The organism is Pseudomonas sp. GT1P32 (genome assembly GCF_054897805.1).
Genome location: NZ_CM142704.1, coordinates 3412184 through 3434674 on the forward strand (window position 1 = coordinate 3412184; position 22491 = coordinate 3434674).

At 59.2% G+C, this 22491-nt stretch carries 24 protein-coding genes; 8 read left to right on the top strand and 16 right to left on the bottom strand.

Translation table 11 applies throughout. The annotated features are described in order from the left end of the window. The first annotated feature begins 12 nt into the window (after window positions 1-12). The 4 genes from ACYZUC_RS15720 (at window position 13) to ACYZUC_RS15735 (ending at window position 3098) form a co-directional block, all read left to right on the top strand. On the top strand, window positions 13-864 hold the full coding sequence (locus ACYZUC_RS15720; protein ID WP_461989173.1) for a glycoside hydrolase family protein: 852 nt from the start codon (window positions 13-15) through the stop codon (window positions 862-864). Then, window positions 861-1271 (top strand): GtrA family protein, encoded by a 411-nt coding sequence (locus tag ACYZUC_RS15725; protein WP_461989175.1) that lies wholly within the window; start codon window positions 861-863, stop codon window positions 1269-1271. Before ACYZUC_RS15720 ends, ACYZUC_RS15725 begins: the two co-directional genes overlap by 4 nt. Further along, window positions 1268-1819: an acyltransferase gene (locus ACYZUC_RS15730; RefSeq protein WP_461989176.1), complete on the top strand. Its 552-nt coding sequence runs from the start codon at window positions 1268-1270 to the stop codon at window positions 1817-1819. The genes ACYZUC_RS15725 and ACYZUC_RS15730 overlap by 4 nt, the downstream gene beginning before the upstream one ends. Window positions 1820-1898: 79 nt before the next feature. After that, window positions 1899-3098 (top strand): glycosyltransferase family 4 protein, encoded by a 1200-nt coding sequence (locus tag ACYZUC_RS15735; protein WP_461989178.1) that lies wholly within the window; start codon window positions 1899-1901, stop codon window positions 3096-3098. A 125-nt stretch (window positions 3099-3223) separates the two neighbouring features. Here the strand turns inward: ACYZUC_RS15735 and ACYZUC_RS15740 are convergent, their stop codons facing one another. From ACYZUC_RS15740 to ACYZUC_RS15750, 3 genes are all read right to left on the bottom strand, one after another. Further along, window positions 3224-4327 (bottom strand): NADH:flavin oxidoreductase, encoded by a 1104-nt coding sequence (locus ACYZUC_RS15740; RefSeq protein WP_461989180.1) that lies wholly within the window; start codon window positions 4325-4327, stop codon window positions 3224-3226. 222 nt (window positions 4328-4549) lie between these two features. Continuing rightward, complete coding sequence (locus tag ACYZUC_RS15745) at window positions 4550-5032, bottom strand: glutathione peroxidase (protein WP_461989181.1); 483 nt, start codon at window positions 5030-5032, stop codon at window positions 4550-4552. A 123-nt stretch (window positions 5033-5155) separates the two neighbouring features. Further along, complete coding sequence (locus ACYZUC_RS15750) at window positions 5156-5641, bottom strand: FKBP-type peptidyl-prolyl cis-trans isomerase (protein ID WP_007942189.1); 486 nt, start codon at window positions 5639-5641, stop codon at window positions 5156-5158. Between ACYZUC_RS15750 and ACYZUC_RS15755 the strand changes: the two genes are divergently transcribed. Genes ACYZUC_RS15755 through ACYZUC_RS15765 form a run of 3 tightly spaced genes read left to right on the top strand, consistent with a single transcriptional unit; the run spans window position 5610 to window position 9011 of the window. Continuing rightward, the gene (locus ACYZUC_RS15755) at window positions 5610-5948 is read left to right on the top strand and encodes a DUF3565 domain-containing protein (RefSeq protein ID WP_081500182.1); all 339 of its coding nucleotides are present in this window, start codon (window positions 5610-5612) and stop codon (window positions 5946-5948) included. The genes ACYZUC_RS15750 and ACYZUC_RS15755 overlap by 32 nt on opposite strands. 60 nt (window positions 5949-6008) lie before the next feature. Then, window positions 6009-8108: a phosphate acetyltransferase gene (gene pta / locus ACYZUC_RS15760; RefSeq protein ID WP_461989183.1), complete on the top strand. Its 2100-nt coding sequence runs from the start codon at window positions 6009-6011 to the stop codon at window positions 8106-8108. Then, complete coding sequence (locus ACYZUC_RS15765; RefSeq protein ID WP_461989185.1) at window positions 8109-9011, top strand: acyltransferase; 903 nt, start codon at window positions 8109-8111, stop codon at window positions 9009-9011. Window positions 9012-9191: 180 nt separating this feature from the next. Here ACYZUC_RS15765 and cysN read toward each other — a convergent pair whose 3' ends face one another. From cysN to ACYZUC_RS15780, 3 genes are all read right to left on the bottom strand, one after another. Then, complete coding sequence (gene cysN / locus ACYZUC_RS15770) at window positions 9192-11090, bottom strand: sulfate adenylyltransferase subunit CysN (protein WP_461989187.1); 1899 nt, start codon at window positions 11088-11090, stop codon at window positions 9192-9194. Between the two features lie 9 nt (window positions 11091-11099). Beyond that, window positions 11100-12017, bottom strand: a complete 918-nt coding sequence (cysD, locus tag ACYZUC_RS15775; protein WP_008026947.1) for a sulfate adenylyltransferase subunit CysD — start codon at window positions 12015-12017, stop codon at window positions 11100-11102. A 247-nt stretch (window positions 12018-12264) separates the two neighbouring features. Next, window positions 12265-13023: a Nif3-like dinuclear metal center hexameric protein gene (locus ACYZUC_RS15780; protein WP_008037366.1), complete on the bottom strand. Its 759-nt coding sequence runs from the start codon at window positions 13021-13023 to the stop codon at window positions 12265-12267. Between the two features lie 102 nt (window positions 13024-13125). Here ACYZUC_RS15780 and algW point away from each other — a divergent pair, with 102 nt between their 5' ends. Beyond that, entirely contained in the window at window positions 13126-14286 is a 1161-nt protein-coding gene (algW, locus tag ACYZUC_RS15785) for a Do family serine endopeptidase AlgW (protein WP_008026944.1), read from the top strand. Between the two features lie 125 nt (window positions 14287-14411). On the opposite strand, the gene hisC is transcribed toward algW, so the two are convergent. The 10 genes from hisC to ACYZUC_RS15835 all read right to left on the bottom strand — a co-directional run bounded on the left by hisC (window position 14412) and on the right by ACYZUC_RS15835 (window position 22381). Then, the gene (gene hisC, locus ACYZUC_RS15790) at window positions 14412-15464 is read right to left on the bottom strand and encodes a histidinol-phosphate transaminase (protein ID WP_461989190.1); all 1053 of its coding nucleotides are present in this window, start codon (window positions 15462-15464) and stop codon (window positions 14412-14414) included. A 2-nt stretch (window positions 15465-15466) separates the two neighbouring features. After that, window positions 15467-16792: a histidinol dehydrogenase gene (hisD, locus tag ACYZUC_RS15795; protein ID WP_461989192.1), complete on the bottom strand. Its 1326-nt coding sequence runs from the start codon at window positions 16790-16792 to the stop codon at window positions 15467-15469. 125 nt (window positions 16793-16917) lie between these two features. Then, entirely contained in the window at window positions 16918-17553 is a 636-nt protein-coding gene (gene hisG / locus ACYZUC_RS15800) for an ATP phosphoribosyltransferase (protein WP_008026940.1), read from the bottom strand. Window positions 17554-17696: 143 nt separating this feature from the next. Then, complete coding sequence (gene murA / locus ACYZUC_RS15805; RefSeq protein WP_017336551.1) at window positions 17697-18962, bottom strand: UDP-N-acetylglucosamine 1-carboxyvinyltransferase; 1266 nt, start codon at window positions 18960-18962, stop codon at window positions 17697-17699. A gap of 22 nt (window positions 18963-18984) precedes the next feature. Continuing rightward, window positions 18985-19224 carry a BolA family protein gene (locus ACYZUC_RS15810; protein ID WP_150710210.1) on the bottom strand — a complete coding sequence of 80 codons (240 nt, stop codon included), beginning with the start codon at window positions 19222-19224 and terminating at the stop codon, window positions 18985-18987. A gap of 113 nt (window positions 19225-19337) precedes the next feature. Beyond that, window positions 19338-19643: an STAS domain-containing protein gene (locus ACYZUC_RS15815; RefSeq protein WP_461989195.1), complete on the bottom strand. Its 306-nt coding sequence runs from the start codon at window positions 19641-19643 to the stop codon at window positions 19338-19340. After that, a complete protein-coding gene (locus ACYZUC_RS15820) occupies window positions 19640-20296 on the bottom strand; it encodes an MlaC/ttg2D family ABC transporter substrate-binding protein (protein ID WP_461989197.1) in 657 nt (218 codons plus the stop codon). The genes ACYZUC_RS15815 and ACYZUC_RS15820 overlap by 4 nt, the downstream gene beginning before the upstream one ends. An 11-nt stretch (window positions 20297-20307) precedes the next feature. After that, entirely contained in the window at window positions 20308-20775 is a 468-nt protein-coding gene (mlaD, locus tag ACYZUC_RS15825; protein ID WP_461989199.1) for an outer membrane lipid asymmetry maintenance protein MlaD, read from the bottom strand. Beyond that, window positions 20775-21572 carry a lipid asymmetry maintenance ABC transporter permease subunit MlaE gene (gene mlaE, locus ACYZUC_RS15830; protein ID WP_008026928.1) on the bottom strand — a complete coding sequence of 266 codons (798 nt, stop codon included), beginning with the start codon at window positions 21570-21572 and terminating at the stop codon, window positions 20775-20777. Before mlaE ends, mlaD begins: the two co-directional genes overlap by 1 nt. Continuing rightward, complete coding sequence (locus ACYZUC_RS15835) at window positions 21572-22381, bottom strand: ATP-binding cassette domain-containing protein (protein ID WP_461981368.1); 810 nt, start codon at window positions 22379-22381, stop codon at window positions 21572-21574. The genes mlaE and ACYZUC_RS15835 overlap by 1 nt, the downstream gene beginning before the upstream one ends. Window positions 22382-22491: the final 110 nt, after the last annotated feature.

Here is a 22491-nt window from a genome sequence, read left to right on the forward strand (position 1 = left end):
GAGTCGCCATGGATGCGCAGCCATGCAGCAGTGCCTTTCTGTGAATATTTGACTGGCAATGTGTTCCGTGTCTATTTCACTACCCGCGATGCCCAAAGCCGCTCTCACACGGCTTTTGTGGACGTCGATATTTGCCCACCTTTCAAGATACTGAGTATCTCTGAGAAACCAGTACTGGTTCCTGGATCATTGGGCGAATTCGATGACAGCGGGTCAATGGGCTGCTGGCTATTAAAGAATGAAGATACCCGTTATATGTACTATCAAGGCTGGAACCTCGGCGTAACGGTTCCATTCCGAAACTCTATCGGCGTTGCAACCAGCACTTCAAATAGTCCGTTCACACGTTATTCGCCTGGCCCAATCGTCGACCGCTCCATGTTCGAGCCTCACTTCACCGCGACACCCTGTGTGTTAGTGGAGGACGGAAAATGGAGGATGTGGTATTTATCCTGTACCGAATGGCAGATGGTTAACGGAACACCTAAGCACAAGTACCATATCAAATACGCTGAATCTTCTGACGGTATAAACTGGTTACGAGAGGGTAAAGTTGCTATTGATTATGCTCAGGACGACGAGCACGCAATCTCCAGGCCCTCCGTCATTCGCGACCAACATGGTTGGAAAATGTGGTACTCCTACCGAGGTCAGTCTTACAGAATTGGCTATGCAGAGTCGGCGGATGGTATTAACTGGACAAGAATGGATGATCAGGTAGGTATTGATGTGTCGGATACCGGCTGGGATTCCGAAATGATTGAATACCCCTTTGTCTTTGACCATGATGGTAAACGCTACATGCTATATAACGGCAACAACTACGGAATAACCGGGTTTGGCCTGGCTGTACTTGAATCATGAAGCATTATTTTCAACAATTTGCCTCACTCGGCCTGCTACAGTTCATAAAATATTACCTGGTTGGCGCACTCGTCAATGCCGGTGGCTATGCCGCCTTCCTAATACTAATACATCAAAAAATTGAAGCCAAACTCGCCGCATCAATTCTTTATGTCATTGGCGCCCTGATCAGCTTTTGGCTTAATCGAAAACTGGTATTTGACAGCACCATACACATCCGCACAAGCCTGCTCCGATTATTGATCATGCTGATGGCGGGTTACGTTCTAAACATACTAATGCTGTATATTTTTGTTGATTTATATAATGCACCAGCCTGGTTGATCCAGATTGCATCCGTCGTTCTGGTCTCGGTATTTTTCTATTTAGTCAATAAATTCTACGTTCATGAAAGTGATAACTTATGAAGAACCCCATAAAAAATAGAAACATGGTTGTCTTTGTCTATTCCATGTTCAGTTATTTCTCCGGCGTACTCTGGATTATCGCCGACCTTCTTCCGTACTTTGTTAGAAACTTTCTCTTTCGTCTCGTGTTCAAAGCTTACGGACGCGAGACCATGCTGGACTACCGTAGTTTTGTCAGATACCCATGGAGGGTTTCCCTGGGGAACGGTGTGGCAATTAATCGCGGCTGCGAACTGTATCCATCCATGCAAACCGATCAAGGCGTTATCACTTTGGAGGATCACGTGGTACTTGGCCCTGGGGTCATTATTTTTTCTTCAGGACATGACTACTCGTCCCTCCAGCTTCCCGATATATCCGCGCCCGTAACGGTGGGGAAACACGCATGGATCGGCGGTAAAAGCATCATTCTTCCAGGCGTTACAATAGGTGAAGGCGCCATTATAGGCGCTGGCTCCGTAGTGACCAAAGACATCCCGGCTTACACCGTCGCAGTAGGAAACCCTGCGAAGGTCATAAAGAACAGGATACTTTCCCAAAGTAACTAGGTCTCTAAGCTCATCACTGAAATCTGGAAACTCGCGCTACTCAGTCACAAATCCATCATCAAAACGCCACAACGACGACATGGCCTCAGCCGACACTGAGGTCATGACGACAGCTCTGCATATCACCCTGATCACCGAAACCTTCCCTCCCGAAATCAACGGCGTGGCCAATACCCTTGGCCGCTTGTGCGACGGTTTGCGCGCGCGCGGGCATCAGGTGGAACTGGTGCGGCCGCGCCAGGGTTGCGATCAGCAACTGGGCAGCGACGATGAATTGCTGCTGTGCCGCGGCTGGCCGCTGCCGGGGTATCCGGGTTTGCAATGGGGTCAGTCATCGATGCACAAGCTGCTGCGACGCTGGAAGCGCCAGCGCCCGGACGTGCTGTACATCGCCACGGAAGGACCGCTGGGCTTGTCCGCGTTGCGCGCAGCACGGCGTCTGGGGATTTCGGTGGTCAGCGGTTTTCACACCAACTTCCAGCAGTACTCCAATCAGTACGGGCTCGGATTGCTCACACGCCTGCTGACCCACTACCTGCGCTGGTTTCACAATCGTTCGACCCTGACGCTGGTGCCGAGTGTCAGCCAGCGACTGGAGCTGGAGCGCCGGCATTTCGAGCGGCTGGCATTGCTGTCCCGTGGGGTCGACAGCCAGTTGTTCCACCCGACCAAACGGCTGCAATCGTTGCGTGAGCAATGGGGCCTGGGCGAGAAGGACATCGCTGTCATCCACGTAGGACGCCTGGCACCGGAGAAGAACCTTGGTTTGCTCAAGCGTTGTTTCGACACGCTGAAAGCGACTTATCCACAGCGAAACCTAAAGCTGATCATCGTCGGTGACGGTCCGCAACGAGTGGCCCTGGAACAGGAACTGCCCGAAGCGATTTTCTGTGGCACACAACGCGGCGAAGCCTTGGCCAGCCACTATGCGTCAGGGGATGTGTTTTTGTTTCCGAGCATGACCGAAACGTTCGGCAATGTGGTGCTAGAGGCACTCGCGTCAGGGTTGGGCGTGGTGGCCTACGATCAGGCTGCGGCGGCGCAGCATATTCGCCATGGCTACAACGGTGTGCTGGCGATGCCGGGGGATGAGGAGGCGTTCAGCGATGCCGCGGCGTGGCTGCTGGAGAAGCACGAAAACTTGCGATGCGTAAGGCTCAATGCGCGCCAGCATGCGAGTCGGCAGGGTTGGGCAGCGATTATCGAGCAGTTCGAGGGGCAGTTGAGGGGGGCTTGTGTTGGTGAACAGGTGATTCCGAATGCGTCGATCTTACCCTGAGCCTTTGGTGATTTAGAGTCAGTCTTCGCGAGCAGGCTCGCTCCCACAGGTGACCGAGTTCTCACACGAAACTCGGTCGAATGTGGGAGCGAGCCTGCTCGCGATGGCGTCAGCGCAGTCGCCGCTTAAACCAGCGTCATCAACGCCTCACGGCTGAACGGCAGGATGTCTTCCTCACGACCGTCACGCACTTTCTGCGCCCAGTCCGGATCCACCAGCAGTGCACGCCCCACTGCCACCAGATCGAACTCGTCGTTGTTCAAACGCTCCAGCAGTTTTTCCAGGCTGGCCGGCTGCGCGATCTTGTCGGTGTTGACCATGAATTGCAGGAACTCGCCATCCAGGCCGACGCTGCCCACGGTGATGGTCGGCTTGCCGGTCAGTTTGCGCGTCCAGCCTGCCAGGTTCAGCTCGGAACCGTCGAACTCCGGCTCCCAGAAACGGCGCGTCGAGCAGTGGAAAATGTCCACGCCTGCGTCGGACAACGGCTTGAGAAACTCGCCCAGCGCTTCCGGAGTTTGCACCAGACGCGCGGTGTAATCCTGCTGCTTCCACTGAGAGAAACGGAAGATGATCGGGAAGCCTTCACCGACTGCCGCACGCACCGCCTGAATCAGTTCGATGGCGAAACGCGAACGGTTCGCCAGGTCGCCACCGTATTCATCGGTGCGCTGATTGGTGCCTTCCCAGAAGAACTGGTCCACCAGGTAACCATGGGCGCCGTGGATTTCCACGCCGTCCATGCCGATGCTTTGCGCGTCTTTGGCAGCCTGGGCGAACGCGGCGATCACGTCCTGGATATCCTGTTTAGTCATGCCGTGAACCACGACCTGACCATCCTTCAGTTTTTCCGACGGACCGTAACCCGGCACGCTGGCGTCAGGCTCGGTGCCGATGCGACGCACGCTGCCGACATGCCAAAGCTGCGGAACGATCTTGCCGCCTTCGGCATGCACCGCGTCGACGACTTTCTTCCAGCCGGCCAGCGCGGCTTCACCGTAGAAATGCGGCACGTTCGGGTAGCCGTTCGAGGCCTTGTGGCCGACGGTGGTGCCTTCGGTGATGATCAAGCCCACGCCTGCAGCGGCGCGACGACGGTAGTACTCGATCACTTTGGAATTAGGTACGCCACCCGGCGAAAACGAGCGGGTCATCGGCGCCATGACGACACGGGTCGGCAGTTCGAGGGTGCCGAGGTGGAACGGTTTGAACAGGGCTTTGACAGGCATGGGACGCTCCACGGGAATAGACTTTATGACGGCGATAATATGGAGTTGGGAACGCCTTGAATAGCACTATTGATTTTGGTGATTAAGGAATAAAAGGTGGAAAGCATCGTAGGAGCGAGCGGGCGGCGCTCCGACTTGCCCGCGAAGGCGGTCGGTCAGTCGACATCATTACTGACTGACCTGACGCCTTCGCGGGCAAGCCTCGCTCCTACAGGGGGGATTTCAGCTCAGGGCTTTTTCGATTGCCTGAATGACGGTGGGATCATCCGGCGCCGTACGCGGCGAGAACCGTGCCAGTACGCGACCGTCCTTGCCGAGCAGGAATTTTTCGAAGTTCCAGGTGATGTCACCCGGAAACTCGGCACCCTCGCCCGCCAGCAGGCGGTACAACTGATGACGATCATGACCGTTGACTTCCAGCTTGCTGGACAACGGAAAGGTCACGCCATAGTTGAGGCTGCAAAACGCCTGGATCTCTTGCTCGGTGCCCGGCTCCTGCCCGGCAAACTGGTTGCACGGCAAGCCCAGCACGCTGAAGCCTTTACCTTTGTATTGCTGGTAGAGGTTTTCCAGCGCCGCGTATTGTGGGGTCAAGCCACATTTGGAAGCGACGTTGACCACCAGCACGACATGCCCCTTGAAGGGCGCCAGAGGTAGCTCCTGACCATCCAGGCCTGTCAAATTAAGGTCGTGAAAAGCACTCATGACGTACTCCAGATTCCCGTGTTCTTCTCGAAACAGCCACTTGGCGGTGTCACCGGGGACAGCCGCGGACTAAAAAGGCGCCCTCGGGCGCCTCTCCAGTTCTCGAAAGCTTAGCGCAGAAAATCAGTGGTGATGGCCACCTTCGCCATGGACGTGACCATGAGCGATTTCTTCCTGGCTGGCGTCACGGATGGCGACGATCTTGACCTGGAAGTTCAGGCGCTGACCGGCCAACGGGTGGTTGCCGTCGACGGTGACATCGTCGCCGTCCAGATCGCGAATGGTCACGATCTGCATTTGGCCGTCCGGTGCGGAAGCGTGGAACTGCATGCCCACTTCCAGCTCGTCGACGCCTTCGAACATGCTGCGGCTCAAGGTGCTGACCAGTTCGGCAGCGTATTCGCCGTAAGCGTCTTCAGGTTCAACGGCCACGGTCAGCTCGTCGCCGACTGCTTTGCCTTCCAGAGCCTTTTCCAGGCCTGGAATGATGTTACCTGCGCCTTGCAGGTAGACCAGCGGCGCGCCGCCGGCGGAGCTGTCGATGACCTCACCAGCGTCGTTGGTCAGGGTATAGTCGATGGAGACAGCCTTATTGGCGGCGATCAGCATGGGGCGAGACCTTTTGCATAAGAATTTAGAAAGGCCAAGTTTAGCGAAGCAATCGTCCGAAAGCGAACACAACCCGGACAGACGGAATGCGGCGCCAGGCTCGACGGTCACAGGTTTTCATCAGGACGAGGACGGGCATTGGGTGGCCGAGCTGTCCTGTGGCCACACGCAGCACCTGCGCCACCAGCCACCGTGGCAATCGCGCGCCTGGGTCATGGACCCGGCGCAACGTATTGAAAAAATAGGCCAGCCCTTTGAATGCGGTTGGTGCGCACAAGGCTCGGTTAGCGATAACCTTGGCGACTGAATTTCGGTAGATCGTCAGCTATAGATGATCGCCTTTGCCATGCACCTCCAGAGAATCCGCATGCAAACTTTTTTTATCGCGCCCACCGATTTTGGTGTGGGTCTGACCTCCATCAGCCTCGGGCTGGTGCGCACCCTCGAGCGGGCCGGCCTCAAAGTCGGCTTTTTCAAACCGATTGCCCAGCCGCATCCGGGTGATACCGGGCCGGAGCGCTCCACCGAACTGGTGGCGCGAACCCACGGTTTGAAACCGCCGCAACCGCTGGGCCTGGCGCACGTCGAGCGCATGCTCGGCGACGGCCAGCTCGATGAGCTGCTCGAAGAAATCATCACGCTCTATCAGCAAGCGGCCATCGGCAAGGACGTGCTGATCGTCGAAGGCATGGTCCCGACCCGCAGCGCCAGTTACGCCGCGCGGGTCAATCTGCATTTGGCCAAGAGTCTGGACGCCGACGTGATTCTTGTTTCGGCACCGGAAAACGAAGTGCTGACCGAGCTCTCCGGTCGCGTGGAATTGCAGGCGCAATTGTTCGGCGGGCCGAAAGACCCGAAAGTCCTCGGCGTGATCCTCAACAAGGTCAAGACCGACGAGAGCATGGAGGCCTTCGCCTCGCGCCTTAAAGAGCATTCGCCATTGCTGCGCAGCGGTGATTTCCGCTTGCTCGGTTGCATCCCGTACCAGCCGGAACTGAACGCGCCGCGCACCCGCGACGTGGCCGATCTGATGGGCGCGCAAATCCTCAATGCCGGCGATTACGAAACCCGGCGCATGACCAAAATCATCATTTGTGCGCGCACCATGCGCAACACCGTGGAGCTGCTCAAGCCCGGCGTGCTGGTGGTGACGCCCGGCGATCGCGACGACATCATCCTCGCCGTCAGCCTCGCGGCCATGAACGGCGTGCCGCTGGCCGGCCTGCTGCTGACCAGCGACACCCTGCCCGACCCGCGCATCATGGACCTGTGCCGTGGCGCCTTGCAGGCCGGTTTGCCGGTGTTGTCGGTGAGCACCGGCTCCTACGACACCGCGAACCAGCTGAACGGTTTGAACAAGGAAATCCCGATCGACGACCGCGAGCGTGCGGAGATCATCACCGACTTCGTCGCCAGCCACCTCGACGCCAACTGGCTGCACCAGCGTTGCGGCACGCCTCGGGAAATGCGCCTGTCGCCAGCGGTGTTCCGCTACCAGTTGATCCAGCGCGCCCAGGCCGCCAACAAACGCATCGTGCTGCCCGAAGGCAGCGAGCCGCTAACTGTGCAAGCCGCAGCGATCTGCCAGGCGCGCGGCATTGCCCGTTGCGTGTTGCTGGCGAAACCGGCGGACGTCGAAGCCGTGGCGCGTGCCCACGATATCGAGCTGCCGCCAGGCCTGGAGATTCTCGACCCGGACCTGATTCGCGAACGCTACGTCGAGCCGATGGTTGCACTGCGCAAGTCCAAAAGCCTCAACGCACCGATGGCCGAGCAGCAACTGGAAGACACCGTGGTGATCGGCACCATGATGCTGGCGCTGGATGAAGTCGACGGCCTGGTGTCCGGCGTCATTCACTCCACCGCCAACACCATCCGCCCGGCCTTGCAGTTGATCAAGACCGCACCGGGCTGCACCCTGGTGTCTTCTGTGTTCTTCATGCTGTTTCCCGAAGAGGTGCTGGTCTACGGCGACTGCGTGATGAACCCGCACCCGAGCGCCACGGAACTGGCCGAGATCGCCCTGCAAAGTGCGGACTCGGCAGCAGCGTTCGGCATTACGCCGCGCGTGGCGATGATCAGCTACTCCAGCGGTGAATCGGCCAGCGGTGAAGAGGTCGAGAAGGTCCGCGAGGCGACGTTGCTCGCCCACGAACAACAACATTCGCTGCTGATCGACGGCCCGTTGCAGTACGACGCCGCCGCCAACGAAACCGTTGCCCGGCAACTGGCGCCGAACAGTCAGGTCGCCGGTCGCGCTACGGTGTTCGTGTTCCCCGACCTGAATACCGGCAACACCACGCACAAAGCCGTGCAGCGCAGCGCCGACTGCGTCAGCCTCGGCCCGATGCTGCAAGGCCTGCGCAAACCGGTGAACGACCTGCCGCGTGGCGCGCAAGTCGACGACATCGTGTACACCATCGCGTTGACCGCGATTCAAGCTGCCAACCGACCTCTGGATGTTTAAATGCTGGATTTCCTGCCTGCCGCCGTGCGCGGCGTGATTTCATCGTTGTTGCTGGCACTGAATACGATTCTGCTCTGCTCGTTTCTGTTCTGCGTGGCGATTTTCAAGGTGTTGCCGTTTGCCCTCACTCAGCGTTTCACACGCTGGCTGATGAGCCATACCCATGAAGCCTGGATCAGCAACAACAAGGCCTGGATGAACCTGGTCCGCCGCACCCGCTGGCACCTCAGCGGCCTTGAAGGGCTGGACTATCAGCACTCGTACCTGATCACCAGCAACCACCAGAGCTGGGTCGACATCATGGTGTTGCAGTACGTGCTCAACCGTCGCATCCAGCCGCTGAAGTTCTTTCTCAAGCAAGAGCTGATCTGGGTGCCGGTGATTGGCCTGGCCTGGTGGACGTTGGGCTTTCCGTTCATGAAGCGTTACTCCAAGGCCTATCTGGAAAAGCACCCGGAGAAGAAAGGCAAAGACCTGGAAACCACGCGCAAGACCTGTGCGAAGTTTCGCGATAACCCGGTGGGGATTTTCAATTTCGTTGAAGGCACGCGCTTCACCGAAGGCAAGCATGCGCAGCAGAAATCCCCGTTCAAGTACCTGCTCAAACCCAAGGCCGGTGGCATTGCGTTTGTGCTGGACGCCATGGGTGAGCAGCTGGAGTCGATCGTCAACGTGACGATTCACTATCCGGGCGGGCGTCCGGGGTATTGGGATTTGCTCTGCGGGAACGTTGCGGATGTGGTGGTGCATTTTCAGGAACTGAAGATTCCGCCGCAGTTTATTGGCAAGAACTACGACCAGGATGGGGAGTATCGGTTGCAGTTTCAGGGGTGGATCAATCAGCTTTGGTTAGACAAGGATGCGTTGTTGACGCAGATGCATCGGGAGTATCCCGCCCAGTAATCAGGTGCCTGTTCCGGCCCCTTCGCGGGCAAGCCTCGCTCCTACGGATTTGCGTCGCTCCCGATGTCGCGGTCACACCCATCCCGTAGGAGCGAGGCTTGCTCGCGATGGCGGTTTCAGGGACACAAAAAAACCCGCCGATGATCACTCATCGGCGGGTTTTTTATGAGCAGCTAACGCTTAGATCGCGCCACGCTTGCGCAGCAGATCCAGCACTTGCTTGACGCTTTCTTCCAGCGACAGCGACTGGGTGTCGACCACGAGGTCGGCGTCCAGCGGCACGTCGTACGGGAAGGAATCGCCCGGAATGTTATCCCCGGCCGCTGCGTACAAGCCTTGCGGATCACGCTCGGCACAAACCGTCGGCGAGGCCTGGACGTAGACCGTCAGCAGACGCTCCTTGCCGATCAGGTCCTTGGCTTGCTCACGCCCTTCTGCACTCGGCGCAACAAACGCAGCGAGGGTCAGCAGACCGGCTTCGTTGAACTGACGCGCAACGTGCGCGGCACGACGCCAGTTCTCGGTACGCCCGGCGCGATCCTGTGGCAGACCTTTGTTCAGGTCGTGACGCAGGTTCTGGCCATCGAGCACAAACACCGCGCGGCCCAGGTCGAACAGCTTGCGTTCAACCGCATACGCCAGAGTGCTTTTGCCCGCGCCCGACAAGCCGCTGAACAACACGGTGGCCGGCTGTTGGCCGAAACGCTGAGCGCGTTCTTCGGTGGCAACGTGCGCCAGTTTGCCGTGGTGCGTGCTGCTGCCATGCGCCAACGGCTGAGCGATGATCATGCCGGCGGCAACGGTGCCGTTGGTCAAACGGTCGATGACGATGAACGAACCGGTGGTGCGGTTGCTCGCGTAACCGTCCAGCGCGATGGCGGCGTCGAGGCTGATCTTGACGCGACCGATCTCGTTCAACTGCAACGCGCTGGCAGGACCTTCTTCCAGGGTGTTCACGTCAACGCGGTTGACAATGCTGGTGATCGAACCCGGCACATAAGACGTCGCGCGTTTGATGTCGTATTTCTTGCCCGGCAGCATCGGTTCTTCGGCCATCCACACCAGCATGGCATCGAAAGCGTCAGTCACCTGCGGCAGGTTGTCGGCGTGCACCAGCAAGTCGCCGCGAGAGATATCGATCTCGTCTTCCATGGTCAGCGTCACCGCTTGATCCGGACCGGCATGCTCCAGCTCACCTTCGAAGGTGACGATGGATTTCACGCGGCTGCTCTTGCCCGACGGCAGCACAACGACTTCATCGCCCTTGTGAACGACGCCGCTGGCCAGGGTGCCGGCGAAACCACGGAAGTTCAGGTTCGGACGGTTGACGTACTGCACCGGGAAACGCAGGTCGGTGTAGTTGCGGTCGCTGGCGATTTCGACGGTTTCGAGAATCTCCATCAGCGACTGGCCGGTGTACCACGGCGAGCGCTCGGACTTGTTCACCACGTTGTCGCCCTTCAGCGCCGACATCGGCACGAAGGCCATGGTGGTCGGCTTGAACGCGATGCCTTCGGCGAACTTCAGGTAATCGGCCTTGATCGACTCGAATACGCTTTCGTCGAAACCGTTGAGGTCCATCTTGTTGATGGCGACCACGATGTGCTTGATGCCCAGCAACGAGGCGATGAAGCTGTGGCGACGGGTCTGGGTCTGCACGCCGTAGCGGGCGTCGACCAGGATGATCGCCAGGTCACAGGTGGATGCACCGGTAGCCATGTTGCGGGTGTACTGCTCATGGCCAGGGGTGTCGGCGATGATGAATTTGCGCTTGGCGGTGGAGAAGTAGCGGTAGGCGACATCAATGGTGATGCCCTGCTCACGCTCGGCCTGCAAGCCGTCGACCAGCAATGCCAGGTCGATGTCTTCGCCAGTGGTGCCGACTTTTTTCGAGTCGCGGGTAATGGCTTCCAGGTGATCTTCGTAGATCATCTTGGAGTCGTGCAGCAGGCGCCCGATCAGGGTGCTCTTGCCGTCGTCGACGTTGCCACAGGTCAGAAAGCGCAGCATTTCCTTGCGTTCGTGCTGGCCCAGGTAGGCGAGGATGTCCTCGCTGATCAAATCAGATGCGTGCGACATGACAACCCCTTAGAAATAACCCTGACGTTTCTTTTCTTCCATCGAGCCTGCGCCATCGTGATCGATAACCCGGCCCTGGCGTTCGGAAGTTCGCGTCAGGAGCATTTCCTGAATGATGTCGGTCAGGCTGGTGGCCTCGGACTCGACCGCACCGGTCAGCGGGTAGTCACCCAGTGTACGGAAACGGACTTTCTTCTTGACGATGCGCGCCTTGTCTTCGTCGCTCAGGTGATTGAGCAGGCGTTCGTCGTCGATCATGATCCAGGTGCCATTCATCTCGATGACATCGCGCTCGGCGGCGAAATACAGCGGCACAATCGGGATGCCTTCGAGGTAGATGTACTGCCAGATGTCCAGTTCGGTCCAGTTCGACAATGGGAAAACGCGGATCGATTCGCCCTTGTTGACGTTGCCGTTGTAGACGTTCCACAGCTCTGGACGCTGGTTTTTCGGGTCCCAGCGGTGCTTGGTGTCGCGGAAGGAATACACGCGCTCTTTGGCGCGGGACTTCTCTTCGTCGCGGCGAGCGCCACCGAAAGCGGCGTCGAAACCGTACTTGTCGAGCGCCTGTTTCAGGCCCTCGGTTTTCATGATGTCGGTATGCTTGGCGCTACCGTGGGTCAGCGGGTTGATGCCCTGGGCGACGCCATCGGGGTTCACGTGCACCAGCAGGTCCAGGCCGAGTTCTTCGACCATGCGGTCGCGGAATTCGTACATTTCCTTGAACTTCCACCGGGTGTCGACGTGCATCACCGGGAACGGCAATTTGCCCGGGAAGAATGCCTTGCGCGCAAGGTGCAGCATCACGGCGGAATCTTTACCGACGGAGTACAGCATCACCGGGTTATCGAACTCGGCGGCGACCTCGCGGATGATGTGGATGCTTTCGGCCTCCAGCTGTTTCAGATGCGTCAGTTTGTCGACCATGGCTACTCACGAAAACGATCTTATGGACGGCCAGCGGGCCGTGTTCGAGCGGGGAATCCTAGCACAGCGACCTCTTCTAATCAGGACGCGAGCTAGATCGAAAGGGTATATGAATATACCCCCTCGTTTGGGTTGCAGCCCCTGTAGGAGCGAGGCTTGCCCGCGAAGAACGATAACGCGGGTTAACTTATGGACCGCGTTATCGTTCTTCGCGGGCAAGCCTCGCTCCTACTGAGACGTGTTGAAATCAAATCGGATTCGGGCAATCGATGAAGATGTGCTCCAGCGCAAACCGTCGCGCCAGGTAATCCCCCAGCGCCTGCACACCATAACGCTCGGTGGCGTGGTGACCGGCGGCGATGAAACTGATGTCGTTTTCCCGGGCGCTGTGGAAGGTTTGCTCGGACGCCTCACCGCTGAGGTACAGATCGACGCCCGCCAAAACCGCCTGATCGATATACCCCTGGCCGCCACCGGTGCACCAGCCGACCCGACGAATCATCTCGCTGCCTTCAATCAGCAGCGGCTCGCGGCCCATGACTTCCTGCACGCGACGAGCGAAATCACGCGGCGTCACCGGTTCGTTCAACGAGCCGACCAGACCGACAATCTTGAGGTTATCCGGGTCCAGCGGCCCTTCGACGGTGATGTCCAACTGACGGGCGAGCTGCACGTTGTTACCGACTTCCGGGTGCAGGTCCAGCGGCAAGTGATAGGACAGCAGGCTGATGTCGTGCTTGAGCAGGGTTTTCAACCGACGCTGCTTCATACCGGTGATGCACGGGTTCTCGCCCTTCCAGAAGTAACCGTGATGCACCAGCACCAGATCGGCCTGCGCTTCGACGGCGGCATCCAGCAACGCCTGACTGGCCGTGACGCCACTGACGATGCGCATCACCTGCGGCCGGCCTTCAACCTGTAACCCGTTGGGGCAATAATCGGCAATCTTTGCACTGTTCAGATAACGGTCGGCTTCTTCGACCAGGGTGCTCAGGGCGACGGCCATAAAAGACTCCTAAATATCCCGTTCAGAGGCGCGCGCGGCCTCGTATAATGCGCGACATTATGGGCGGTCTCTAACCGCCTGCAACCTCTCAGGACGTGCTTAATGCTCAAGGCGCTGCGTTTTTCCGGCTGGCCGCTGTTGGCCGGCGTGCTTATCGCTCTATTGATCATCCAGCGTTACCCGCAGTGGGTCGGGCTTCCAAGCCTCGACGTTAACCTGCAGCAAGCCCCGCAAACCACCACCATGCAACAGGGGCCGGTGTCCTATGCCGACGCCGTGACCACCGCTGCGCCGTCGGTGGTGAACCTGTACACCACCAAAGTCATCAACAAGCCGAACCATCCGCTGTTCGAAGACCCGCAGTTCCGCCGCTTCTTCGGCGACAACGCGCCCAAGCAGAAACGCATGGAATCGAGCCTCGGCTCCGGCGTGATCATGAGCCCGGAAGGCTACCTGCTGACCAACAACCACGTGACCAGCGGCGCCGACCAGATTGTCGTCGCGCTGAAGGACGGGCGTGAAACCCTGGCCCGTGTCATCGGCAGCGACCCGGAAACCGACCTTGCGGTCCTGAAGATCGATCTGAAAAACCTGCCGTCGATCACCGTCGGCCGCTCCGACAACATCCGCATCGGCGACGTCGCGCTGGCCATCGGCAACCCGTTCGGCGTCGGCCAGACCGTGACCATGGGCATCATCAGCGCCACCGGCCGTAACCAGCTGGGCCTGAACAACTACGAAGATTTCATCCAGACCGACGCCGCGATCAACCCCGGCAACTCTGGCGGTGCCCTGGTGGATGCCAATGGCAACCTGACCGGGATCAACACGGCGATCTTCTCCAAGTCCGGCGGTTCGCAAGGCATCGGCTTCGCGATCCCGGTCAAACTGGCGATGGAGGTCATGAAGTCGATCATCGAACACGGCCAGGTAATTCGCGGCTGGCTCGGTATCGAAGTGCAGCCGTTGAGCCAGGAACTGGCGGAGTCGTATGGCCTGTCGGGACGTCCGGGCATTGTGGTCGCAGGGATTTTCCGTGACGGTCCGGCGCAGAAGGCCGGCCTGCAATTGGGTGACGTGATTCTCACCATCGACGGCGAACCGGCCGGTGATGGTCGCCGCTCGATGAACCAGGTCGCGCGGATCAAACCGACTGACAAAGTCACGGTTCAGGTGATGCGCAACGGCAAGGAGCTGAAGCTCACCGCTGAAATCGGCTTGCGCCCGCCACCGGCGCCGGTCAAAGAGAAAGAAGAACAGTAAGCACTCCCCACGTCCCCTTGTAGAAGCGAGGCTTGCCCGCGAAGAACGATGACACGGTGTACTTGATGCACCGTGTCATCGTTCTTCGCGGGCAAGCCTCGCTCCTACAAGGGGTTGTGGGGTGTTTAGAGGTCGCCGAGGCCGTCGATCAGTGCCTGATTCTGTTCAGGCGTGCCGATGGAAATCCGCAGGAACTGCGCAATCCGCTCCTGCTTGAAGTGCCGGACGATCACGCCCTGCTCGCGCAACTTCGCCGCCAACCCCGCCGCATCGTGCTGCGGATGACGGGCAAAAATGAAATTCGCCGCTGACGGCAGCACTTCAAAGCCCTTGGCTTGCAGTTGCGCAACGACCTTCTCGCGATTCTCGATCACCAGCCCGCAGGTCTTGTCGAAGTACTCGCGGTCTTCGAACGCGGCGGCTGCACCGACGTTCGCCAGGCGGTCCAGCGGATAAGAGTTGAAGCTGTTCTTGATCCGCTCCAGCGCCTCGATCAGGTCCGAATGCCCCACCGCCAGACCGACCCGCAGGCCGGCCAGCGAACGGGACTTGGACAAGGTCTGAGTCACCAGCAAATTCGGATAACGGTCCACCAGACTGATCGCCGTCTCGCCACCGAAGTCGATGTAAGCCTCATCCACCACGACCACCGAATCCGGGCTGGCCTTGAGGATTTGCTCGACCGCGTCCAGCGCCAGCAGGCAACCGGTCGGGGCGTTCGGGTTCGGGAAGATGATCCCGCCGTTCGGCTTGGCGTAATCCGCCGGGTTGATCTGGAACTGTTCGTCCAGCGGCACCGCGTCGAACGTGATGCCGTACAACCCACAGTAAACCGGGTAAAAGCTGTAGCTGATGTCCGGGAACAGCACCGGCTGATCGTGTTGCAGCAAACCGTGAAAGATGTGCGCCAGGACTTCATCGGAACCGTTGCCGAGGAACACCTGATTGCTTTGCACGCCGTAGTACTTGGCGACTGCGTTTTTCAACAGGTCGCTGTTCGGGTCCGGGTACAGACGCAGATTGTCATTCAGTTCGGTCTGCATCGCGGCCAAGGCCTTGGGCGATGGGCCGTACGGGTTTTCGTTGGTATTGAGCTTCACCAGTTTCGCCAGTTTCGGCTGCTCGCCCGGCACGTAAGGCACCAGGTTCTTGACGAACGGGCTCCAGAATTTACTCATGCTCAGTTCCCCTTTTGTTCGTCGACGATGCGGTATTCGGCACTGCGGGCGTGGGCGGTCAGCGACTCGCCACGGGCCAGCACGGAAGCGGTCTTGCCCAGTTCCGACGCACCCTGCTCGGAGCAGAAGATGATCGACGAGCGTTTCTGGAAGTCGTACACGCCCAGCGGCGACGAGAAACGAGCAGTGCCGGAGGTCGGCAGCACGTGGTTCGGGCCCGCGCAGTAGTCGCCCAAGGCTTCGGAGGTGTGACGGCCCATGAAGATTGCACCGGCGTGGCGGATCTGCGGCAACCACGCTTGTGGATCGGCGACCGACAACTCCAGGTGCTCCGGTGCGATGCGGTTGGCCACTTCGATGGCTTGTTCCATATCGCGAACCTGGATCAGCGCCCCACGGCCATTGATCGAGGTTTCGATGATCTCGGCGCGTTCCATGGTCGGCAGCAGTTTGGCGATGCTGGCGGCGACCTTGTCGAGGAACGCGGCGTCCGGGCTGACCAGAATCGCCTGGGCGTCTTCGTCGTGCTCGGCCTGGGAAAACAGGTCCATGGCGATCCAGTCCGGATCGGTCTGGCCGTCGCAGACCACGAGGATTTCCGACGGGCCGGCGATCATGTCGATGCCGACCTGGCCGAACACGTGACGCTTGGCGGTGGCGACATAGATGTTGCCCGGGCCGACCACCTTGTCGACCTTCGGTACGCTTTCGGTGCCATAAGCCAACGCAGCAACGGCTTGCGCGCCGCCAATGGTGAAGACACGGTCGACACCCGCGATGCACGCCGCGGCCAATACCAGTTCGTTGATTTCACCGCGCGGGGTCGGCACCACCATGACCACTTCGGTCACGCCGGCAACCTTGGCCGGGATGGCGTTCATCAGCACAGACGACGGATACGACGCTTTGCCGCCCGGGACGTAAAGACCGGCGCGATCCAGCGGCGTGACCTTCTGGCCCAGCACGGTGCCATCGGCCTCGGTGTAGCTCCAGGAATCCTGTTTCTGCTTTTCGTGGTAGCTGCGCACACGGGCCGCGGCTTTTTCCAGCGCTTCACGCTGCGGCACGGTGATTCGGGTCAGCGCCAGTTCCAGACGCTCGCGCGGCAGGATCAGGTCGGCCATCGAGGCGACTTCCAGGCCGTCGAACTTCTGGGTGAATTCCACCAGCGCCGCATCACCACGCTCGCGCACGGCTTTGATGATGTCCAGCACCCGCTGATTGACCGAGTCGTCAGACACACTTTCCCAGCTCAGCAGATGATCCAGATGATGTGCGAAATCCGGGTCAGCAGCGTTGAGTCGGCGAATTGCAGTCGGTGCGGTCATAGCGAGAGCCTCATAGGAATGGCAAAAACTCAGGCGCCCTAACTTAGCAGTCGTTTCCGCTTGGGCACCTGAGATTCTGGCTATGAGGCGGATAGACGGGCGCGACTCAAGGTCGCGCAGGTGAATCAGCCGCGGTGTCGAGACTCCACTGCCTTGCGCAGGGTGTCGATCAACGCCTGGATACGGGCGTGCTGCATTTTCATCGAAGCTTTGTTGACGATCAGCCGGGAGCTGATGTCGGCAATGAAATCCTGGGGTTCCAGGCCATTGGCGCGCAGGGTGTTGCCGGTGTCGACCACGTCGATGATCTTGTCCGCCAGACCGATCAGCGGCGCCAGTTCCATCGAGCCGTACAGCTTGATGATGTCGACCTGACGGCCCTGTTCGGCGTAGTAACGCTTGGCAACGTTGACGAACTTGGTCGCCACCCGCAAACGGCCCTTGGGCTCGACGTCACCGACACGGCCAGCGGTCATCAGCTTGCAGAGGGCAATTCGCAGGTCCAGTGGCTCATACAAGCCCTGGCCGCCATATTCCATCAACACATCTTTACCGGCGACGCCCAGGTCAGCGGCACCATGCTCGACGTAAGTCGGCACATCGGTGGCGCGCACGATCAGCAGGCGTACATCTTCCTGGGTCGTGGGGATGATCAGCTTGCGGCTCTTGTCCGGATTCTCGGTCGGCACGATGCCCGCTTCAGCCAGAAGCGGCAGGGTGTCGTCAAGGATGCGGCCCTTGGACAGTGCGATGGTCAACATGGGAACGTCAGTCCTTATCAGGCTACTGATGCCCGGTCGCAAATGGCGCCGGACACACATCGAGGGCTCTCTCAATAATGAAAAGACGCCCTCGACTTGAAACGAATTCAACGGGCACATCCTTATGCCCATGCAGCAAAAAACTAGCCCGGTACGCGGCGGATCTTGGCGCCGAGCATCTGCAGTTTCTCTTCGATGCACTCATAACCACGGTCGATGTGGTAGATGCGGTCGATCAGGGTGTCGCCTTCAGCGATCAGCGCCGAGATCACCAGGCTGGCCGAGGCACGCAGGTCGGTGGCCATGACTGGCGCGCCTTTCAGCTTCTCGGTACCGGTGACGATGGCGGTGTTGCCTTCGACCTGGATCTTGGCGCCCATGCGGTGCAGTTCGTAAACGTGCATGAAGCGGTTTTCGAAGATCGTCTCGATCACGGCACCGGTGCCTTCGGCAATGGCGTTGAGCGAGATGAACTGCGCTTGCATGTCGGTCGGGAACGCCGGGTATGGAGCGGTGCGCACGTTGACGGCTTTTGGCCGCTTGCCGTGCATGTTCAGCTCGATCCAGTCTTCGCCGCAGGTGATTTCGGCACCCGACTCACGGAGTTTTTCCAGGACGGCTTCGAGGATGGTCGGATCGGTGTCCTTGACCTTCACACGACCGCCGGTCACGGCGGCGGCAACCAGGTAGGTGCCGGTTTCGATACGGTCCGGCATCACTTTGTAAGTGGTGGTGTGCAGACGCTCGACGCCATCGATGGTGATGGTGTCGGTGCCGGCGCCAGTGATCTTGGCGCCCATGGCGATCAGGAAGTTCGCCAGGTCGACCACTTCAGGCTCGCGCGCGGCGTTGGCCAGCACGCTGCGGCCCTTGGCCAGGGCAGCGGCCATCATGATGTTTTCGGTACCGGTCACACTGACGGTGTCGAAGAAGAAGTGCGCGCCACGCAGGCCGCCTTCAGGCGCCTTGGCCTTGATGTAGCCGCCTTCGACGTCGATGACCGCGCCCATGGCTTCAAGACCACGGATGTGCAGGTCCACCGGACGCGAACCGATGGCGCAACCGCCAGGCAGTGCGACTTCGGCTTCACCGAAACGGGCAACCATCGGGCCCAGTACCAGGATCGACGCACGCATGGTTTTAACCAGTTCGTACGGAGCGATCAGGGTCTTGATGGTGCGCGGGTCGATTTCGACGCTGAGTTTCTCGTCGATCACCGGCTCGATACCCATGCGACCGAACAGCTCGATCATGGTGGTGATGTCGTGCAGGTGCGGCAGGTTGGCAACAGTCACCGGGCCATCGCACAGCAAGGTTGCAGCCAGGATCGGCAGGGCAGAGTTCTTTGCCCCGGAAATGCGGATCTCGCCATCAAGACGAGCGCCACCGGTAATAATCAATTTATCCATAAGAATCTCGACGCCCTTGGGCTCAGGTGCGCTCGGCCCAGGCCGCGCTGCTGAAAAATTTCATAGTGACCGCATGGATGCTGCCATCGGTGATCCATGGGTTCAAATGGGCATAGACCTGCTGCTGACGCTTCACCGGGCTCAACGCCGCCAGTTCATCGCTAATCACATTCAGCTGGAAATTGCAGCCTTCGCCTTCAACTTCCACCTGCGTGTTCGGCAGCTTTCCTTCAAGGAAGCTCTTCACTTCTACGGCCTGCATGCTCAACCTCAATCGGCGCCCTGTGCGCGCGGGTCGGACATCATACAAAAAAGCCCCGCGCCTGCGAACCCCGCGAAGCAGGACTCTGACGGGGGGCTTCTCTGTCGATGCGGTTAGGGATGCGCCAACAGCTCGGTCAATTCGCTGACCTGAGCGATTTCGCGCATGTCTTCGGGCATCGCACGGATGCTCAACGCCTTGCCGGCCTCCTGCGCATCCCGCATGAAACACAGCAGCAACGACAAGCCGACGCTGCTGGATTTCAACACCGCCGAGCAGTCCACCACCAGTGCGGTGGCCTTGCTGGCCTTGATCAGCGCCTGGCCCTGCTTGCGCAGGCCCGGACCGGTAAGGTAGTCCAGCATGCCACTGAGCATCAGCTCACCGGATTCATTCATGCGAATGGCCGATACACTCATTGGGACTGCTGCTCGGTGGATTGCTTCTGGCTGGCTTCCTTGGCCTTGGCGACTTCACCGGCCCAACCATTGATGGTCTTGTCCAGGTCGTTGCCATTGCGCTGCATCGCATCGGCGAACTGATCGCGGAACAGCTTGCCGATATTGATGCCGTTGATGATCACGTTACGCAGCTTCCACTCGCCGTTGATCTTCTCGAGCGTGTAGGACACAGGATAGATCGCGCCGTTGCTGCCTTTGACCGTCATGCCAACGCTGGTGCGGTCACCCGACTCATCCTTGGCCGGCTCAACGGTGATGCCCTGGTTGTTGTACTCGAGCAAGGCGTTGCCGTAGAACTGGAACAGGCCTTTCTTGAAGTTTTCTTCGAAGGTCTTCATTTGCGCAGGCGTGGCCTTGCGCGAATATTTGACCGTCATGATGCTCTTGGAAATGCCCTCCGCATCCACGACAGGGCCGACGATGGTGTTCAGCGCCGCGTAAAAGTCTTTCGGGTCCTGCTTGTACTTCTCTTTGTTGGCCGACAGATCGGCGAGCATCCGGGTCGTGGTGTCTTGTACCAGTTCGTGCGCGGAAGGCGCCGCCACGGCGTTAGCCATCAACGGCAGGGCCGCGAGTAATACCAACAGGCCACGTCGCAAGGTAGAGATCATTCAAAAGCTCCTCATTTGGCGTCTTTACTAACGGTATTGAGCAGGAATTTACCGATCAGGTCCTCAAGCACCAGCGACGACTGAGTGTCGTGGATGGTTCCACCATCCTTGAGCAGGGCTTCTTCGCCGCCCACGCTGATACCGATGTACTTCTCGCCCAACAGACCAGCAGTCAGGATAGATGCAGTGGAGTCATTCGGCAGGTTATCTACGCGCTTTTCCAGCTGCATCGTCACTCGACCGGTGAAACTGTCGCGGTCCAGATCGATCGCCGTGACCTTGCCGATGGTCACACCGGCCATGGTCACTTTAGCTCTGACCGTCAAACCGGCGATATTGTCGAAATACGCATAAAGTTTATAAGTATCGTTGGTTGCGGTCGGGGACAGGCCACTCACCCGCAACGCCAGCAACAGCAAAGCCAGGATGCCAGCCAGCAAGAAAAGGCCGACACCGATTTCCAGGGTGCGGTTTTGCATCAGAAATCTCCAAACATCAAGGCGGTCAGAATAAAGTCCAGGCCGAGTACCGCCAACGAGGCGTACACAACGGTCTTGGTAGTGGCACGACTGATCCCCTCGGATGTGGGCTCGCAGTCATAGCCTTGGAATACGGCGATCCAGGTCACGACAAAAGCGAAGACAATGCTTTTGATGATGCCGTTCAGCACATCGTCGGCAAAGGTCACGCTGTTTTGCATGTTCGACCAGTAGGAACCTTCATAGACACCCAGCCAGTCGACGGCCACCCACGAACCGCCCCAGATACCCACCACGCTGAAAATCATCGCCAGCACTGGCAGGGAAATGAAGCCGGCCCACAGGCGCGGGGCAATGATGTACTTGAGCGGGTCGACACCAATCATTTCCAGACTGGACAACTGCTCGGTGGACTTCATGTTGCCGATTTCAGCCGTCAGGGCCGAACCGGCGCGCCCGGCGAACAACAACGCCGTGACCACGGGGCCCAGTTCACGCAGCAACGTCAGCGCAACCATCTGCCCGACCGCCTGCTCCGAACCATAGCTGGACAGGATGTTGAACCCCTGCAGCGCCAGCACCATGCCGATGAACACCCCGGAGACCACGATGATCACCAGGGACATCACGCCCACCGAATGCAATTGCTTGATCAGCAACCCGAACCCGCCGCCGATACCGCCGCGGCCGAGCAAGGCATGAAACAGGAAGATCGTCGAACGGCCGAACACCGCCAGCACATCGATGCCGGAGTGGCCGAACCGGCGCACGCGCTCCAATAGTGAAATCTTGCGCATCAACGCTTCCCCAGAAGATCTGCGCGGTAATCCGTCGCTGGAAAGTGGTACGCCACCGGGCCGTCGGGTTCGCCGGTCATGAATTGGCGAATTCGCGGCTCCTGCGAGTTCATCAGTTCCTCGGGCGTGCCCTGCCCCAACACCTGGCCTTCGCCCACCACATAGATGTAGTCGGCGATGCTCGCCGTCTCGGCCAGATCGTGGGAGACCACGATGCTGGTGATGCCCAGCGCGTCGTTGAGCAGGCGGATCAGGCGCACCAGGACGCCCATGGCGATCGGGTCCTGACCGACGAAGGGTTCGTCATACATGAGAATCTGCGGATCGAGAGCAATTGCCCGGGCCAGCGCCACACGGCGCTTCATGCCGCCGGACAGTTCCTCGGGCATCAGGTCGATGGCGCCACGCAGGCCCACGGCCTGTAATTTGAGCAGGACGATGTCCCGGATCATTTCTTCCGGAAGCTCGGTATGAACGCGAAGCGGAAAGGCGACGTTCTCGAACACATCGAGATCGGTAAACAGTGCGCCGCTCTGAAACAGCACACCCATGTGCTTGCGCGCGTCGAACAAATCGCTGCGCGACAGCTTCGGCAGGTTTTGACCGTTGACCCAGACTTCGCCCTTGGTGGGACGCAGCTGTGCGCCCATCAAACGCAGCAATGTGGTCTTGCCACACCCGGAAGGCCCCATGATGCCGGTGACCTTGCCGCGTGGAATACGGATATCGACGTTATTGAAAATGCTGCGCGCACCGCGCTTGAAGGTCAGTCCCTTCAGCTCGACCGCGTAGGCGTTATCGGCACTCATCTAAACTCCTTGCGATGCAGCCTCTCACTCGGACGCCTGACTTTCTGACGAAAGCACATACCTCCTGGGCATGCCGAACTGGCGGCGAACTATATCACTGCAAAGGCCAA